Origin of the sequence: Bradyrhizobium sp. Gha, assembly GCF_900113735.1 — a bacterium.
In the GTDB taxonomy this organism is placed as follows: Bacteria; Pseudomonadota; Alphaproteobacteria; order Rhizobiales; family Xanthobacteraceae; genus Bradyrhizobium.
Genome location: NZ_FOQM01000016.1, coordinates 1 through 16,206, shown reverse-complemented (window position 1 = coordinate 16,206; position 16,206 = coordinate 1). Strand labels below are relative to the sequence as shown.

The following is a 16,206-nucleotide window of genomic DNA, read 5'->3' as shown; positions in this document are numbered from 1 at the left end:
AACTGCGCATCATTTCTCAGTCAAGCGCAGGAGCATGCCGTGGCGAAATCGGAATGGAGTTTCAAGAGCGCGATCGAGCTGTCGGCCGCATTGACCGCGAAGAAGGTTTCTTCGGTCGAGCTCACGCAGGATGCGATCGACCGCATCGAACGTCACGACGGCAAGGTCAACGCGATCTGTGTCCGCGACTTCGACCGCGCGCTGGACGCCGCACGCGAGGCTGACGCCGCATTGGCCCGCGGCGAGCGGAAACCGCTGCTCGGCCTGCCCATGACGGTGAAGGAATCCTACAATATCGCCGGCCTGCCCACGACCTGGGGCGATCCCGCGCACAGGGACTTCATTGCCGAGGAAGACGCGCTGCCGGTCACGCGCGTGAAGGACGCCGGCACCATCGTGCTCGGCAAGACCAACGTGCCGCTCGCGCTCGCCGATTGGCAGAGCTACAATGACGTCTACGGCACGACCAACAACCCCTACGATCTCGGCCGCACGCCCGGCGGATCCTCCGGCGGCTCCTCTGCGGCGCTGGCCGCGGGCTATGGTCCGCTCTCGATCGGCTCCGACATCGGTGGCTCGCTGCGCGTGCCGGCGTTTCATTGCGGCGTTTACGCGCACAAGCCGACCTTCGATCTGTTGCCATCGCGCGGCCATACGCCACCGCCTGCTCCGCCCCTGGCCTACGAGCGCGATCTCGCGGTGATCGGCCCGATGGCACGGAGCGCCGGCGATCTATCCTTGCTGCTCGACGTCATGGCCGGCCCCGATCCGCTCGAGAACGGCAAGGCCTACCGGCTCGAACTTCCTGCCGCGCGTCACGGCTCGCTGAAAGACTTCCGCGTCCTCGTGATTGACACCGATCCGGTGCTACCGACCGACGCCGCCGTGCGCGGCAGCATCAACACGCTCGCCGACAACCTCGCCAAGGCTGGCGTCAAGATCGAGCGCAGCAGTCCGCTGCTGCCGGATTTCGCGGCGTCCTCGCGCCTCTATATGCGGATGCTGCTGTCGTTCCTCGCTGCCAGCTTTCTGCCCGAATTCTACGCCGGCGCAGTTGCAGCAGCAGCCACATTGCCGGCCGACAACAACAGCCTGCAGGCCGAACGCCTGCGCGGCATCGCGCTCAGCCATCGCGATTGGCTGATCGCCCGCGGCGGCCGGACGCGGCTGCGCGCGCAATGGCACGAGCTGTTCAAATCCTTCGATGCCGTGATCTGCCCGATCATGCCAACGCCGGCTTATCCTCACGATCACTCGGAAGATCAGGAGCAGCGCCGAATCGTGATCGACGGCAAGGAGCGGGTCTATACCGACCAGCTCGCCTGGCCCGGCATCGCGACATTGCCCGGCCTGCCCGCGACCGCGATTCCGACAGGCTTTGCCCCGGACGGACTGCCGGTCGGCGTCCAGATCGTCGGCCCGTGGCTGGAAGACCGCACGCCGCTGAAGCTTGCCGAGCTGATCGAGCGCGAATTCGGCGGCTTCGTGCCGCCGAAGATGTTTGACGATTGACGTCCGCCTCGTCATTGCGAGCGCAGCGAAGCAATCCAGAATCTTTCCACGGCGGCAATCTGGATTGCTTCGTCGCTGCGCTCCTCGCAATGACGGCGCCCGTTCGCGCTTCGTGGCTCAGCTATCGAACACAATCACGCTGCGCAGCGTCTTGCCCGCCTTCATGTTGGCAAAACCCTCGTTGATCTCGGGGAGCTTCAGCTTGGCCGAAATCCAGTCCTCCAGGTGCAGCCGGCCGCGCAAGTAGAAATCGACCAGGCGCGGCATGTCCACACGAAAGTGGTTCGAGCCCATGGACGAGCCCTGGATCCGGCGCTCGCGCAAAAAGTCAAAGCCGTGCAGCTCGATCTTCTGGCCGAACGGGATCATGCCGACGATGGTGGCGGTGCCGCCGGAGGCGAGCATGCCGAACGCCTGCTCGGCGGTCTCCTTGCGGCCGAGCACCTCGAAGGAATGATGCACGCCGCCGTTGGTGAGATCGCGCACCTGCTTCACCACGTCGCCGTCAGCGGGATTGATGATGTCGGTCGCGCCCAGCTTGGTCGCGAGTTGCAGCTTGGCCGGATTGGTGTCGATGGCGATGATGCGGCCGGCGCCGGCGATCTGCGCGCCATTGATCGTGGCCATGCCGACGCCGCCGCAGCCGATCACGGCGACGGTCTCACCCGCAGTCACCTTCGCTGTGTTCACCACTGCGCCGTAGCCGGTGATGACGCCGCAGCCGATCAACGCCGCGAGATCGAGCGGCATCTCCTCGCGGATTTTGACGATCGCGTTCTCGTGCACCAGCATCTGCTCGGCAAAGGACGAGAGGTTGAGGAACTGGTTCAGCTTCTCCGGTCTGTTCCACTGCATCCGGTTCGACGCGCCCGGCAACATCTTCACGGTGGTGTCGGTGCAGAGCACGGTGCGGCCGGTCGTGCAATTATCGCAGGTGCCGCAGAACACCGAAAGACACGTCACGACGTGGTCGCCGGGCTTGACGTAGGTGACATCCGAGCCGACCTGCTCGACGATCCCGGCCGATTCATGCCCGAGCACCGCCGGCAGCGGATGCGGATAAAGGCCTTCCATGAAATGCAGGTCGGAGTGGCAAAGGCCCGCGACCGCGGTACGGATCAACACCTCGCGCGGGCCGGGCTTCGGCAGGCTGACATCCTCGATGACCAGCGGCGTGTTGACTTCATAAAGGACGGCGGCCTTCATCGAGTGCTCCCTCGTTTGCTGTTTTGTCGTTTGTCGTCGGCTCTTCACCTCTCCCGAATGGAGAGGTGAAGTAAGCCTACGCCGCCACAACCAGTTCGCCAACGTCGCTCATGGAAGCGTGGCGATCGCCGAGCAGCAGCTCCGCGATCTTCGCCCGCGCAACATTTTCCGTCAGCCGGAACGGATCGCTCGGCATCACGCGATGGTCGATCACCAGCCGCGACAAGAGCAGCCGGCGCGCGTCGCCCCGCATCTCGTGGATGCGGTGCGCTTCCCAGGCCAGCGCGACCGCGCTTGCGACGTGATAGAGCAGGCTCGTCGCCCGGCGCGCATCGGCTTCGTTGTCAGCCTTGCCAGCGACCTCGCGCGCAAAGCCGACGGCCCGATCGACAAAGCCGCGCAGCTTGTCGCGCCAGACCTGCGGCACGGAGGCACTGTCGTCCAGCCGGGCATGCAGATCGGCTGCCAGCGCGGATTCCGCGCCGTGGCGGCCGACGGCGCGCCGCAGCGCATCGATCGCGACGATGTTGCCGGTGCCTTCCCAGACGGAGCCGAGATGCGCGTCGCGCAGCAAACGCGCCGTGGCGAATTCCTCGATATAGCCGATGCCGCCACGCATCTCGAGCGCATCGCCGCAGACTTTTCGCGCGTCACGGGTGGCGCGAAATTTCAGCGTCGGCGTCAGGATACGCAGCAGCGCCGCCGCATCCTGGCGACCGGCTTCCGCGCGATCGAGCGCGTCGGCAGTCAGAAAGCTCATCGAGAGCGCCTGCTCGACCGGCAGCATGATCTTCAGCATCTGGCGCCGGCCGAGCGGCAGATCGATGATACGGTTGCCGAACACGACGCGGTTCTTCGCCACGGCAAGCGCATCATGATAGGCACGGCGCATCAGCGCGGTCGATTTCACGCCATTGGAGAGCCGCGACGAATTGACCATCTCGGCCATCTGCACGAAGCCGCGGTCGAGCCGGCCTACGGCATAGGCGATCGCGCCTTCGAGCTTGATCTCGCCCGAGGCCATCGAACGCGTGCCGAGCTTGTCTTTCAGACGCACGATCCGGTACTGGTTCTGCGAGCCGTCATCGAGGAAGCGCGGCATCAGGAACAGCCCGACACCGCGCGTGCCGGGGCCGGCGCCCTCGGGCCGCGCCAGCAGCATCACGACTTTCGCATCGGCGTTCGAGCAGAACCATTTCTCGCCATAGAGGCGCCAATGATCACCCTCCTGCACCGCGCGCGTGGTCAGGGTGCCGACGTCGGAGCCCCCTTCCTTCTCGGTCATGAACTGGCCGCCCTGGGTCAGCTTGCTCATGTCGGTCTGGGTCAGGCCATCGAGATATTTCGCCTTCAGCGCTTCGCTGCCGAAGTTCGCCAGCAGCTTGGCGCAGCCGTCGGTGACGTTGACCGGGCATCCCATGCCGAACTCGGTCTGGTTGAACAGAAACGTGAAGGCGTGCTTGGCCACAACAGGATATTTGTCCGGCCAGCCCATGATGCCCTTGCGGTTCGAGAGCGCATGGATGCCGAACTCGCCAAAGGCGGCGTTCTCCAGCTCACGATAGGCAGGATGATATTCGATCCACTGCACGTCGCGACCGAACTTGTCGCGCTGGTGCAGCACCGGGGTGTGCCGGTCGGCAAGCCGCGCACATTCGTCGAGACGGCCGCCGGCCAGTTCGCCGAGGCGATCGAGATGCGGCTCGATATGGCGGAAAAGGCTGTCCGGCAGATGGATGCGCAGGACATCAGTGAGCGCCTGATCGGCACGATAGAAGTTCATGCCTGATGTATCGGGCGCCAGGAGACCCGACGGTGCGGCCGCGACATCATTCGGCTGCGCTGTGACCGGCTCGTGCATGATCGTCCTCTTCGCTTCCGCCCGGCGGCATTCTTGACGCTTGCCGCTTGAGATGATGTCGATCATGCTCCCGCCGCGAGCAGCGATAAAGCCGCAAATTGTCAAGGAGGCATGATCGCCATGAAGGAGCAATTCGCTCTGCGGAATTGTGATCGACTGCTCCAACGCCCCGGCTGGTTGCCCGCATAGCGGATGCATAGATCAGCGGCTCCCGTCCCCGAGAGATCACGCCAGAGACCACATCATGGAACACCCGACATACAAGATCGCACTCATCGTCGGCGCCGGCGAAGGCCTGAGCGCCTCGCTGGCGCGGCTGCTGTCCGCGCAAGGCATCCGCGTCGCGCTGGCCGCGCGCAAGATCGAGAAGCTTGGCGCGCTCTGTGGCGAGATCGGCGCCAAGGCCTATGCCTGCAACGCCACCGAGCCCGAGGAGGTCGAACGCCTGTTCGGCCTGGTCGAGCGCGAGATCGGCGCGCCCGATCTCGTCGTCTACAACGCCAGCGGCCGCGCCCGCGGACCGTTCGTCGACCTGGTTCCGGCCGACGTCGCGAACGCGATCGCGGTCAGCGCCTATGGCGGCTTCCTGGTGGCGCAGCAGGCGGCGAAGCGCATGCTGCCGAGCAAGCATGGCGCGATCCTGTTCACCGGCGCTTCGGCCAGCGTCAAGGGCTATGCGCAATCCGCCCCATTTGCGATGGGCAAGTTCGCGCTGCGCGGGCTGGCGCAGAGCATGGCGCGGGAGCTCTCGCCCCAGGGCATCCATGTTGCGCATTTCGTGATCGACGGGGGCATCCGCAGCGCGACACGCGCGGAGGCAGCAGACAGGCCGGATTCGATGCTCGATCCCGATGCGATCGCGCAGAGCTATTGGAACGTATTGCAGCAACCACGCAGCGCCTGGAGCTGGGAGCTGGAGCTGCGTCCCTGGGTCGAGAAGTTTTGAGGGACGTAGCATGAGCACGGAAACCACCATCGATACCGGCACGAGCGAACTGCTCTGCCTCATTCGCGACCGTGTCGCTGTGATCACGCTGAACCGGCCGGAGGCGCGCAACTCGCTGTCGGACACCCTGACGCCGGCCCTGCGGACGATGATCCGCAGCTGCGGCGAGAATCCCGATGTCGGCGCACTGCTCATCACCGGCGCCGGGGCGGCGTTCTGCGCCGGAGGCAACGTCAAGGGCATGGGTGCGCATCGCGCCCCCAAGAAGCTGGAAATGTCGCTGGAGGATCGTGTCGCCGATCTCCAGGAGCGACAGCGGCTGCTGACCGGCGCGCTGGTGTCGGTGCGCAAGCCGACCATCGCAGCCCTGCCCGGCCCCGCGGTCGGCGCCGGGCTGGCCCTCGCCATGGCCTGCGACATCCGCATTGCCGCGCAATCGGCCTTCGTCGCCACCGGCTACGCCCGCGTCGCGCTCTCGGGCGATTACGGCATCGCCTGGCTGTTGACGCGCCTTGTCGGCACCGCGCGGGCGCGCGAGCTGCTGTTCACCGGCGATCGCGTCGATGCCGCGCGCGCCGAGACGATCGGCCTCGTCAACCGTGTCGTGCCCGACGACAGGCTGCAAGCCGAGGCGATCGCCCTGGCAAAATCCCTCGCCGAGGGCCCGCGCCTGGCGCTGCGCTACATGAAGGACAATCTCGACGAGGCCCTGCAGTTCGATTTCGAGACCGCCAGGGATCACGAAGCCGAACGCCTGATCCGCCTGACCACGACAGCGGATCACAAGGAGGCGGTGCAGGCGTTCATCGAGAAACGGAAAGCGGTGTTCACGGGGAAGTAGGCGCTTCGCTGTGTGAGAGCAAAAAAAGCCCGGCTCTGGCTTGGCCAGGCCGGGCTTGGAGTGATGTCAGGCCGAGGCTGAGGGGCGTTCGGCCTGACGGGAAAGTGCGGCGAGACGCCAACTCGCGCACGGAATGTCCTTTGGCGCGACGTGGATCTCCTTTTCGAAGCGCACCAGCTTCCAGTCGTCGGGATGATTGACGAAAGCAAACCCGGATTTGCGCGCGAGCGAGATCATGGTCTGGTTGGAGCGCAGCGTGTCGCCGAAGATATGCTGGGCGCCGAGCGCGGCGGCGCGGCATTCGAGATTTTTCAGAAGCGCAGTCGCGATGCCGTGACCATGCCAGCGGTCGTCGACCGAGAGGCCGAACTCGAGCGTCGATGTCTCCTCATGAAGAGCATAGCGCGCCTCGGCAACGATCGTCTCGAAGCCATCGACCGCCCTGGTCGCAACGACGGTGAAACGCTCACGCTCGCCGACCGCGAGGAAGTCGTGCAACAGCCCCTTCGGCAGCTCACTGATCGCGCCGAAGAAGCGGTTGTAGCGGGAGCGGGTCGAGAGCGAACGGAAGTAATGCTGAAGCTCGTCGGTGTCGCCAGGCTCGACGAAGCGGACGTTGAGGGCCTCGCCTTGCCGGGTGCGCAGCCTGTCCGAATATTGCGCCAGGTCTTCCAGGCGATAAGTGCTCATGACATGAGCCCTGAAGGGAGAATGTCTGAAGAAGGGACCGCCGGCGCCCCTGTGATCAGGCGACGCCGGCCTGGCGGCCAATCAGGCCCGCCAGAAGGGTTTGTCGGCCTCGTAGGCAATGTCGGTCCAGGACAGGCCGACGTCATGGAGGTCGCGGGCGGTCCAATTGCTCAGCTCACGTCGGGTCCGGTAGCGCTCATGCCAGATATGGAGGGTCTCGCCGATCTGCTGGATCAGGCCCGGTGCATGACGATTTGTCATTGAATTGTGGGTCAAAGTGGACATTTTCAGCGCCTTGAGCTAACTTGCAGGCTAATATCTGCTTCTCAGTGCGCTGCCACAAACGACATTTTGTACCCTTTCGCATGATATAAGCTCATGCACCCTGCTGCCAAATGACTGCCAGATTACCCTCCCTGAACGGATTGCGGGCGTTTGAGGCTGCGGCGCGCCATCTCAGCTTCACGCTGGCGGCAAGCGAACTGAACGTGACCCAGACCGCGATCAGCCATCAGATCCGCAGGCTGGAGGAGGAACTCGGCATCCGCCTGTTCATCCGGCAGAACCGCGCACTGGCGCTGACGCCGGAAGCGCGCGACTACCTGCCGGGTGTGCGCGCCGCGTTCAATGACCTTCGTCTGGCCACCGACCGTCTGCTGCGCAAGGACGACGACAAGGTGCTGACGGTCTCGACCATTGCATCCCTCGCCGCAAAGTGGCTGCTGCCGCGGCTGACCGATTTCCAGGAGAGCCACCCCGGCATCGACGTCCGCATCACCACATCGACGAGCCTGGTCGATTTCCAGCGCGACAACGTCGATGCCGCCATCCGCTATGGGCGCGGCCAATGGCCGGGCGTGCGAGCCGATTGGTTGATGGCGGATGAGTTGTTTCCCGTGTGCAGCCCGTCGCTGCTGCGTGGCGACAAGCCGTTGCGTACACCTGCGGATCTGAAAGACCACGTGCTGCTACACACCAACAACAGCGATGATTGGCGCCTCTGGCTGACCGCGGCGGGCCTCGCGACGGGCATGTCGCAGCAGCCCGGCATCACCTTCGACATGACGTTCATGACCGTGCAGGCGGCAATCGACGGCATGGGGGTCGCGATGGGACGGACGTCCTACGTGCAGGACGACATCGCCAAAGGCCGTCTCGTGGTGCCCTTCAGAATCGCGCTGCCGTCGAATGCCGGTTTCTATCTCGTCTCACCGGACGGCCGCCGCGAGACACCGAAGCTCGCTGCGTTCCGGCAATGGCTGATTGCTGCAACGCAAAATAAGACTCACGGAATCAACAGCCTGGAGCCTGAAATTCATTGACTCCGGGATGGGCAGCCCGCAGGGGTATGTCGGATTGCCGCACCACACATCTGTCGCATGCTGCGAGAAACCAGCTTCGGTCCGGCCACGTTTTGAGGGAATAGCGTCATGGCCGGACCAGCCGCATCAACCAATCCGCCCCAGATCAAGTCTCGCATCGGCGCGATCCTGCGCGCAACATCGGGCAATTTCCTCGAACAGTTCGACTTTTTCCTGTTCGGCTTCTATGCGCAGGACATCGCGAAGGCGTTTTTCCCTGCTGCCGACGACACCGCCGCGCTGCTCAACGCATATGGCGTGTTCTGGCTCGGCGCGCTGATGCGCCCCGTGGGCGCCATCGTGCTCGGCTCCTACATCGATCGCATCGGTCGACGCCAGGGCCTGATCGTTACGCTGGCGCTCATGGCGCTCGGCACCGTGGTGATCGCGTTCTGCCCGTCTTACGCGGCGATCGGTGTTGCCGCTCCGGTCATCGTCCTGATCGGCCGCCTGATCCAGGGGTTCTCGGCCGGCGTGGAGCTTGGCGGCGTCTCTGTTTACCTGTCCGAAATCGCGACACCAGGCAATCGCGGCTTCTACACCTCGTTCCAGTCGTCCAGTCAGCAGGTCGCGATCTTCGTCGCGGCGATCATCGGCTTCATCCTGAGAGAAGCCATGCCGGGCGACACCTTCCTGGATGTCTTCGGCGGAATCGCGAAGTGGCGTATCCCGTTCTTCGTCGGCTGCATCATCATCCCCGTCATTTTCATGTTACGGCGCTCGCTCGAGGAAACGCCGGCCTTCCTGGCCATGAAGAAGCATCCGACCGCGCGCGAAGTGTTTGCTTCGGCGATCGCGAACTGGCGCATCGTCATCCTCGGCATGATGATCGCCGTGCTGACCACGACAACCTTCTACTTCATCACGGTCTACGCCCCCGGCTTCGGCAAGCAGCTGAACCTCTCACCGACGGGGACGTTGCTGGTGACCCTTCTGGTCGCGGTAACCAACTTCATCTGGAATCCGGTCGGCGGCGCGGTATCTGACCGGATCGGCCGCAAGCCAGTCCTGGTCACCATCGCCATCCTCTCGCTGCTCACCGCGTATCCGGCGTTGCGCTGGCTCGCCGCGGAGCCAACCCTCGGCAAATTGCTGGCGGTGCAGATGATGTTTTCGTTCTACTTTGGCGTCTACAGCGGCACCATGCTGGGATGCCTGGTCGAGATCGTGCCGGCACATGTCCGGACCACCTGTTTCTCGATCGCCTTCGCATTGGCCGCCGGCATCTTCGGCACGTCCACGCCCGCCATCGCGACCAAACTGATCAGCGCGACCAACGGGGACAAAGCCTCGCCGGCATACTGGCTCATGTTCGGCGCGGCGCTCGGCATCATCGCCGCACTGATCGTCTATCGCGGCGGCAAGCAGGCGGTGCCGGCATACGATACGGCAACGGAGCCGGCGGCAGGACACTAGGGTTAGAGCTCCACCACCACGTAGTCGCTCTCGACCTTCACCGTGACAGTCTCGGCGACATACGGCCCCTTCACCACAGCCGCGCCCGGCTCAGCACGCGCCGGGTAGGCCTTCACGCGAAAGCGGCGGGGATCGCAATAGGACTGGCCGGTGCGGATGTCGAACTCCCAGCCGTGCCAGGGGCAGCGAATGATCTCGCCGAGCTTCGTATACGCGATCTCGCCCGGTTCCTTTGACTGCGCGAGCCCGATCAGCGGTCCCTCGCACAGCGCCGCGCCCTGGTGCGGGCAACGGTTCATCAGCCCGAAATACTCGCCCTTGATGTTGAAGACCGCGATCGGCCGTCCGTCGATCTCCAGAAATTTTCGCGTGCCGGGCGGAAGCTCATCGACCGCGGCAATCACATGCCGCGCCATCAATTGATCCCGTAGAGCGCGCGTGCATTCCCAAGATAAAACGCCTCGCGGTTGGCCTCGCTCACGCCCGCCGGCAGCACGCGCGACGGCTCGTCATAATCCCAATGCGGATAGTCGGTCGCGAACAACAATCTATCCCAGCCGATCCATTTGATGACATCGAACAGGTCCTCGCGGCTTTCAGGATCTTCCATCGGCTGCGTCGTCCACCACACCTGCTCGCGGATATATTCCGACGGCGGCCTCTTCACATGCGGCACCTCGCTGCGCAGGCGCTGCCAGACCTTGTCGAGCCGCCAAGCCAGCGACGGCGCCCAGCCGAAACCGGCCTCGATCATCACCATCTTCAATTTCGGGAAGCGCTCGAACACGCCTTCGAGCACGAGACTCGCCAACGCCGATTGCTGGCACTGCGAATGCCCGACCATCTCCTCGATGTAATAAGACGGCCATCCTGACGGCGTGATCGGGTTGCCGCCAAAGCCGAAAGCGTGGACACCGACCGGCAAGCCCGCCTCCTCCGCGGCCTGATAAATCGGCCAGTAGCGGCGCTGACCGAGCGGCTCGACATTGCGGCTGAGCAGCAGCACCTGAACGAAGTTCTTGTCGCCGGCGCGCTCCCGGATTTCGGCCGCGGCCGACAAACCGTCTTCATTGCCGACGACGATCGAGGCTTTCAGCCGCTTGTCCTTGCTGGTCCATTTGTCGATCTGCCAGTCGTTGACCGCCGAGCAGAGTGCCGCCGAGAGGTCGTGATTGCGGATACCCTGCCCGGTGTTGAGTGGATTGAGCACGCCAAGCTGCACATTGTTCGGATCGAGCAGCTGCTTCTGCATGAAGGAGAGCGACGATCCCTGCGGCCCGCCTTCCGGCGGATAGGCGTCGCGGCGCGACGCGTTTGGCTGGGCCTTCGGATAAGGCGGTCCTTCCATCATGCCCTGATAGGCATGAACGCCGTAGACTTCGAGGTGATGCTGCCAGCGTTTGGCCAAATAAGGATAGAGCTCGGTCCGCGTTGCGCGTGCCGGATGGATGTCGCAGTCCGCAATCGCAGTCTTTGATATCAGGGGGGAAGCGGCTTCTTGGCTCTCACGGAACTGGATATTCATCGCCTTGCCTCCTTTGGCAGCGGGCTCACGTCAGACGGGGATAGGTTGCATGCGGATTGTCGATCATGATCTTGCGCACGAGATCGGGGGTAAGACCCGCGGGCAGAGCGTCCTGGCCGTCGAACTGCCAGTGCGGATAGTCCGTGGAGAATAGGACCAATTGGTCGGACTGCATATGATCAAACAGGCGAATTAATGTCGCCTCGTCCGGCGGCGCATCAAATGGCTGTAATGAGAAACGGATGTTGCTGCGCACAATCTCGAGCGGCGCGCGATCGACCCAGGGCGTCTCCATCCGCACCCCGCGCCAGAACTTGTGCAGGCGCCAGAGATAGGGCGAGAGCCAGGAGACGCCGGATTCCAGCATGACCATTTTCAGCCGCGGATATTTGGCGAACACGCCCTCGACGATGAGGCTGGTGAGTTGGGTCTGGAACGCCTGGGCCTGACCGGCATAATCCTCGATATGGTAGGAACCCCAGCCTACCGCAGTCGGCGGATTGTGATAGGCGGAACCCGCGTGGATGCCGATCGGCAAATCGAGCCGCTCCGCCGCCTCATAGATCGGCCACAGCGCGCGCTTGCCGAGCGGCGTGTCGCCCATGACAAGCATCAGCACCTGCACGAAACGCTTGTCCTGCGCGCAGCGTTCGATCTCGACGACAGATTTCTCGACGGTCTGCGTCGGGATCACGATCGAGCCGCGCAGCCGGGAATCGCGATCGAGCCACTCCTTCGCCAGCCACTCATTCAGCGCGCGGCAGAAGGCAGTCTGCATGTCTTCGGAAAACACCATCTGCACGCCATAGAGCGGATTGCAGATGGCGTGCTTGAGCTGGAAGGGATCGAGCACATGACGCTGCATGTCCGCCAGGCTTTCGCCCGGCTTGCCATTCTCTGGGCGCCAATCGGGCCGCGCCACGATCGGCGAGTTCTTTGGGTAGGATTGCGAGACGAGATCGACCATGCCGCGCGTCGTCACCTGGTCGCGCCAGTAGTCGTTCAGGTAAGGTAGCAGGCTGGTCAGATGCGGCACGGCTGGATGCACATCGCAATCCACGCCACCCGCGATCAGGGACGCCATCACGTCTCCCTTCTCACGTTTCCTCTTCTCGCGGGCGGTACCCGGCCGCTCCGCGTTGTCGCTATTCAAGCAGGCCTGCCCGTCACCCGCAACTCGGCCAAGGCCGCTGGCATATGCTAGGAAGGCTGAGCTCGTTTGCGCAGGAATAAGAGGTCAAGGAATGAAAGAACTCGTCGGCATTGCGGAACAGGTCGCAGCAAAACTGATCGCGCGCAAGCAGACCATTGCAGTCGCGGAATCCTCCACCGGCGGTCTGATCGCGGCGAGCCTGCTCGCCGTTCCCGGCGCGTCAGCGTATTTCCTTGGCGGCGCGGTGGTCTATACCCGTGACGCCCGGCGCGTGCTGATGGATATTTCGGACGAAGGAATGAAGGGGTTTCGCTCGTCCTCGGAGCCCTATGCGAAGCTCCTGGCCGAGCAGATGCGCGGCCGCTTCAGCTCCGACTGGGGCCTGTCCGAGACCGGCGCGGCCGGCCCGACCGGCAACCGCTACGGCGATGCCGCCGGCCATAGCTGCATGGCCGTTGCCGGACCGGCAGCGGAGGTGATGACGCTGGAGACCGGGAGCAACGACAGGTTCGCCAACATGCAGGTGTTCGCCGCCTCTGCGTTGAAGCTGTTGCTGAGGAAGCTGGAGGGGTGAGCTTTCGAGCGCCAGCAGCAATCACCCTGCCAAATGCCGCACAAAAATCCGCACCACATAGCCTTTGAACCGCGGCGCCTCGTCGTAAAGATCCGACGCGATCCGTTCGATGGTCTGGCGCAGTGACGTAAATTGCGCCTGCCGCGCGCTGCTCTCGGTGCCCTGCATGCCGGCGAGCTCGTCCATCGCGGCATCGCTGATCTGGCATTGCACGACCTCGTCGCCGCTCATCATGGTGAAGCGAAAGGCCAGACGTTCGACGTCATGGCCGATGATCTTGTCGCGCGTCAGCGGCATCCATTTGTCCCGTTCGCTCCCCCGAACGGGACAATGCTGAAAATCTGGCGCTTTGTCACCATCCACGCCAGGAGACAGGCCGTCATGCGGAGTCCCGCAACAGCGCGGGCGCTTCGCTGACGTCAATAGGCGAACGCAGTTCCGGTCGGCTTGTCGAGGGCCGCGGCCAGCGATCGATACTCCTCGCAATCCGTCCCGCAGATGGCTGCGATGCGGCTGAGGTGATAGAGCGCTTGCTCGCGGTTACCACGCTCGAGCTGCCACAGACCATAATACTGCCACGTCAGGACGTGGTTCGGATCCGCATTCAGCGCGCGCTCGTACCAGACCTGCGACTGCTCGTAGTCCCCAAGCTTGCGGTAGGAGTAGCCGATGAGGTTGGCGACGTTCGGATGGTCGTCATGACCAAGCGACTTCAATTGCGCGATCGCAGTCGCATAATCGTTGCGCTCGTAGATGGTGTCATAGGCCATGCGGTAGCCGGCCGCGAATGCGGGATCGTCGATACTGGACTGGTTTTGCGGCTTCTTGCCCTTCTGGGTTGCCTTGGTGCCCGTCCGCTTTGGATAGACCGGCTGCGGTTGCTGCTGGCTCGAAGACGCCGCAGCAAAGGGGTCGGCTCCGCCTCCGCCCCCGCCGCCTCCACCCCCACCTCCGCCGCCCGCGGCAAACGCCGGCGCGTTCAATAAGGCTGCCGCAAATGTACCCAGCGTGACGAGCCTGATCATTCTCGCGAACATCTTCGTCTCCTGTGACGTTTCAAGCGGCCCCGGACGAATTGATAACCCTGCCTCGACGGCAATATTCCGGGGCGCTGTGCGCATGGAGACATCAGCGTTCGTATGACAGTTCTGTTGTCCTTACTGAAACGCAACCTCGGCGAAGCTGCGGAGCTTGCGCGAATGCAGCCGCTCGGATTCCTGCTGCTTGAGCCGTTCCAGCGCCTTCAGCCCGATATCGAGATGCTGGCCGACGCGGCGGCGATAGAACTCGCTGGCCATGCCGGCGAGCTTGATCTCGCCATGCAGCGGCTTGTCGGAGACGCAAAGCAGCGTGCCATAGGGTACGCGGAAGCGATAACCATTGGCGGCGATCGCGGCCGATTCCATGTCCAGCGCAACCGCGCGGGACTGCGACAAGCGGCGGATCACTTCGGGCCCGGAAATCTCCCAATTGCGGTTGTCGACGCTGGCGACAGTGCCGGTGCGCATCAGGCGCTTGAGCTCGAACCCCTCGAGCCCGGTGACGTCCTCGACCGCTTGCTCCAGCGCGACCTGCATCTCGGCCAGCGCCGGGATCGGCACCCACAGCGGCAGCTCGCGATCGAGCACGTGGTCCTCGCGCACGTAACCATGCGCGAGCACGTAATCGCCGAGCCGTTGCGTGTTGCGCAAGCCGGCACAATGTCCGAGCATCAGCCAGGCATGCGGCCGCAGCACCGCGACATGATCGGTGACGTTGCGCGCATTGGACGGACCGGTGCCGATATTGATCAGGCTGATGCCGCGATAGCCGGGCATCTTCAGATGAAAGGCCGGCATCTGCGGCGCACGCGCAGGCGCGTCTCCGGTCGTTGCGCCGCCGCTATGCGTGATCATGTTGCCGGGCGCGACGAATGCTTCGAGGCCGATCTCGCCGGACTGAAGCCGCTGCTGGCAGAGCTGCGCGAAGGCATCGACATAGAACTGGTAGTTGGTGAAGATCACGAAATTCTGGAAATGCTCGGGATCAGTGCCGGTGTAGTGGTAGAGCCGCCGCAGCGAATAATCGACGCGGGCGGCACGGAACAGCGACAGCGGCTCCGGCGCGCCGGGGTGAAGCTCGAAGGTGCCGTCGGCGATGGAATCATCCATGGTGGCCAGGTCAGGCACGTCGAACGCATCGCGCAGCGATCGCGCGACCGGCGAATTCTCGCTGGTGGTGATGGCGGCTTCGATGTTGATGTCTCGGCGATAGGCGAAGTGGATCGGGATCGGCTCGGCGGACTCGCCGATCTCGACGGGCACATCGTGGTTCTGGATCAACAGGCCGATCTGCTCGGTCAGATAGGCGCGAAACAGATCCGGGCGCGTCACGCTGGTCTCATGCACGCCTGGACCGGCGACGAAGCCATAAGCGAGACGCGAATCCAGCCGCGCATGCGTCGCAGTGGTGAGACGGACAAAGGGATAATAAGCCCGCACCCGCGTCGTGATCGCCTCGCCGGCGACATAAGCCTCGAACCGGTCGCGCAGGAATTTGGTGTTGCGTTCGTAGATCTCCTCAAGACGGGCGACGGCAAGACCCGCGTCGGTGAAGGACTTGGTGGCGATGGAGGGTGGAGATTGCATGGTTCGACCGCCGGGTTGTTGGGCTTGAGTCGAACTATAGCAAAGAAGAAGGTCTCGTAGGATGGCTTAGCGCAGCGCGACCCACGACTTCTGCTTTCTCGGATAGAGAAGTGGTGGCTTACGGCTTCGCCTGACCCACCCTGTACCCTTCTTGTCGTTCGGCGCCAGTCCAATGATGTAGACTGGCAGCACGGGCCGATCTGCCGGGAGCAGCCTTATCCACCTGTGCCTGAGCACCTGCGTAGGAACCGCGCCCCGACGGAGCGGCCGCGATCGAGATCCAGTAGGAGGTCATTGCGCCGAGAGCGCCAGTACAGGGATCGATCAGGATCGCGGTGGCCCGCTTCGAGAACGAGGAGGAGATCCCTATCATGGTCGACGGTGCACAATGGTTCGTCGGGGTCGACTGGGCGACGCAAAGCCATTGCGTTTGCCTTCTTGATGCCGAAGGAAGACAAGCGGGTCAGCGCGAGTTCGCGCATGGCGGAGCCGGG

Annotated in this window: 16 protein-coding genes; 6 read left to right on the top strand and 10 right to left on the bottom strand. The window is 63.8% G+C overall.

What is annotated here, in order from left to right; genetic code table 11:
* The first annotated feature begins 39 nt into the window (after nucleotides 1-39).
* Complete coding sequence (locus BM222_RS19770; RefSeq protein WP_092230613.1) at nucleotides 40-1,512, top strand: amidase; 1,473 nt, start codon at nucleotides 40-42, stop codon at nucleotides 1,510-1,512.
* Nucleotides 1,513-1,629: 117 nt separating this feature from the next.
* Here the strand turns inward: BM222_RS19770 and BM222_RS19765 are convergent, their stop codons facing one another.
* Entirely contained in the window at nucleotides 1,630-2,718 is a 1,089-nt protein-coding gene (locus BM222_RS19765) for a Zn-dependent alcohol dehydrogenase (protein WP_092230610.1), read from the bottom strand.
* Nucleotides 2,719-2,794: 76 nt separating this feature from the next.
* Nucleotides 2,795-4,579 carry an acyl-CoA dehydrogenase family protein gene (locus BM222_RS19760; RefSeq protein WP_092230982.1) on the bottom strand — a complete coding sequence of 595 codons (1,785 nt, stop codon included), beginning with the start codon at nucleotides 4,577-4,579 and terminating at the stop codon, nucleotides 2,795-2,797.
* A 244-nt stretch (nucleotides 4,580-4,823) separates the two neighbouring features.
* Here BM222_RS19760 and BM222_RS19755 point away from each other — a divergent pair, with 244 nt between their 5' ends.
* Both BM222_RS19755 and BM222_RS19750 read left to right on the top strand, forming a co-directional pair.
* The gene (locus BM222_RS19755; protein WP_092230605.1) at nucleotides 4,824-5,525 is read left to right on the top strand and encodes an SDR family NAD(P)-dependent oxidoreductase; all 702 of its coding nucleotides are present in this window, start codon (nucleotides 4,824-4,826) and stop codon (nucleotides 5,523-5,525) included.
* Between the two features lie 10 nt (nucleotides 5,526-5,535).
* Nucleotides 5,536-6,366 (top strand): enoyl-CoA hydratase, encoded by an 831-nt coding sequence (locus BM222_RS19750; protein WP_092230602.1) that lies wholly within the window; start codon nucleotides 5,536-5,538, stop codon nucleotides 6,364-6,366.
* A 66-nt stretch (nucleotides 6,367-6,432) separates the two neighbouring features.
* On the opposite strand, the gene BM222_RS19745 is transcribed toward BM222_RS19750, so the two are convergent.
* Together BM222_RS19745 and BM222_RS19740 are read right to left on the bottom strand one after the other, a co-directional pair.
* Nucleotides 6,433-7,056 carry a GNAT family N-acetyltransferase gene (locus BM222_RS19745; RefSeq protein WP_092230599.1) on the bottom strand — a complete coding sequence of 208 codons (624 nt, stop codon included), beginning with the start codon at nucleotides 7,054-7,056 and terminating at the stop codon, nucleotides 6,433-6,435.
* An 81-nt stretch (nucleotides 7,057-7,137) separates the two neighbouring features.
* The gene (locus tag BM222_RS19740) at nucleotides 7,138-7,341 is read right to left on the bottom strand and encodes a DUF1127 domain-containing protein (RefSeq protein WP_092230596.1); all 204 of its coding nucleotides are present in this window, start codon (nucleotides 7,339-7,341) and stop codon (nucleotides 7,138-7,140) included.
* Nucleotides 7,342-7,451: 110 nt separating this feature from the next.
* Between BM222_RS19740 and BM222_RS19735 the strand changes: the two genes are divergently transcribed.
* A complete protein-coding gene (locus BM222_RS19735) occupies nucleotides 7,452-8,378 on the top strand; it encodes a transcriptional regulator GcvA (RefSeq protein ID WP_092230592.1) in 927 nt (308 codons plus the stop codon).
* Nucleotides 8,379-8,486: 108 nt separating this feature from the next.
* Nucleotides 8,487-9,833, top strand: a complete 1,347-nt coding sequence (locus BM222_RS19730; RefSeq protein WP_092230588.1) for an MFS transporter — start codon at nucleotides 8,487-8,489, stop codon at nucleotides 9,831-9,833.
* Nucleotides 9,834-9,835: 2 nt separating this feature from the next.
* On the opposite strand, the gene BM222_RS19725 is transcribed toward BM222_RS19730, so the two are convergent.
* From BM222_RS19725 to BM222_RS19715, 3 genes are read right to left on the bottom strand one after another with little or no spacing between them, the layout of a single operon-like run.
* Nucleotides 9,836-10,249, bottom strand: a complete 414-nt coding sequence (locus tag BM222_RS19725; RefSeq protein WP_092230586.1) for a Rieske (2Fe-2S) protein — start codon at nucleotides 10,247-10,249, stop codon at nucleotides 9,836-9,838.
* A complete protein-coding gene (locus tag BM222_RS19720) occupies nucleotides 10,249-11,358 on the bottom strand; it encodes an amidohydrolase family protein (RefSeq protein ID WP_092230583.1) in 1,110 nt (369 codons plus the stop codon). The genes BM222_RS19725 and BM222_RS19720 overlap by 1 nt, the downstream gene beginning before the upstream one ends.
* A 25-nt stretch (nucleotides 11,359-11,383) precedes the next feature.
* The gene (locus BM222_RS19715; protein ID WP_092230580.1) at nucleotides 11,384-12,442 is read right to left on the bottom strand and encodes an amidohydrolase family protein; all 1,059 of its coding nucleotides are present in this window, start codon (nucleotides 12,440-12,442) and stop codon (nucleotides 11,384-11,386) included.
* A gap of 160 nt (nucleotides 12,443-12,602) precedes the next feature.
* On the opposite strand from BM222_RS19715, the gene BM222_RS19710 reads away from it, so the two are divergent.
* Nucleotides 12,603-13,085 carry a CinA family protein gene (locus tag BM222_RS19710; protein WP_092230577.1) on the top strand — a complete coding sequence of 161 codons (483 nt, stop codon included), beginning with the start codon at nucleotides 12,603-12,605 and terminating at the stop codon, nucleotides 13,083-13,085.
* A 21-nt stretch (nucleotides 13,086-13,106) separates the two neighbouring features.
* On the opposite strand, the gene BM222_RS19705 is transcribed toward BM222_RS19710, so the two are convergent.
* From BM222_RS19705 to BM222_RS19695, 3 genes are all read right to left on the bottom strand, one after another.
* Entirely contained in the window at nucleotides 13,107-13,382 is a 276-nt protein-coding gene (locus BM222_RS19705) for a DUF1488 family protein (protein WP_092230574.1), read from the bottom strand.
* Nucleotides 13,383-13,504: 122 nt separating this feature from the next.
* A complete protein-coding gene (locus tag BM222_RS19700) occupies nucleotides 13,505-14,122 on the bottom strand; it encodes a tetratricopeptide repeat protein (protein WP_092230571.1) in 618 nt (205 codons plus the stop codon).
* Between the two features lie 120 nt (nucleotides 14,123-14,242).
* Complete coding sequence (locus BM222_RS19695; RefSeq protein ID WP_177243327.1) at nucleotides 14,243-15,712, bottom strand: AMP nucleosidase; 1,470 nt, start codon at nucleotides 15,710-15,712, stop codon at nucleotides 14,243-14,245.
* Nucleotides 15,713-16,206 lie beyond the last annotated feature (494 nt).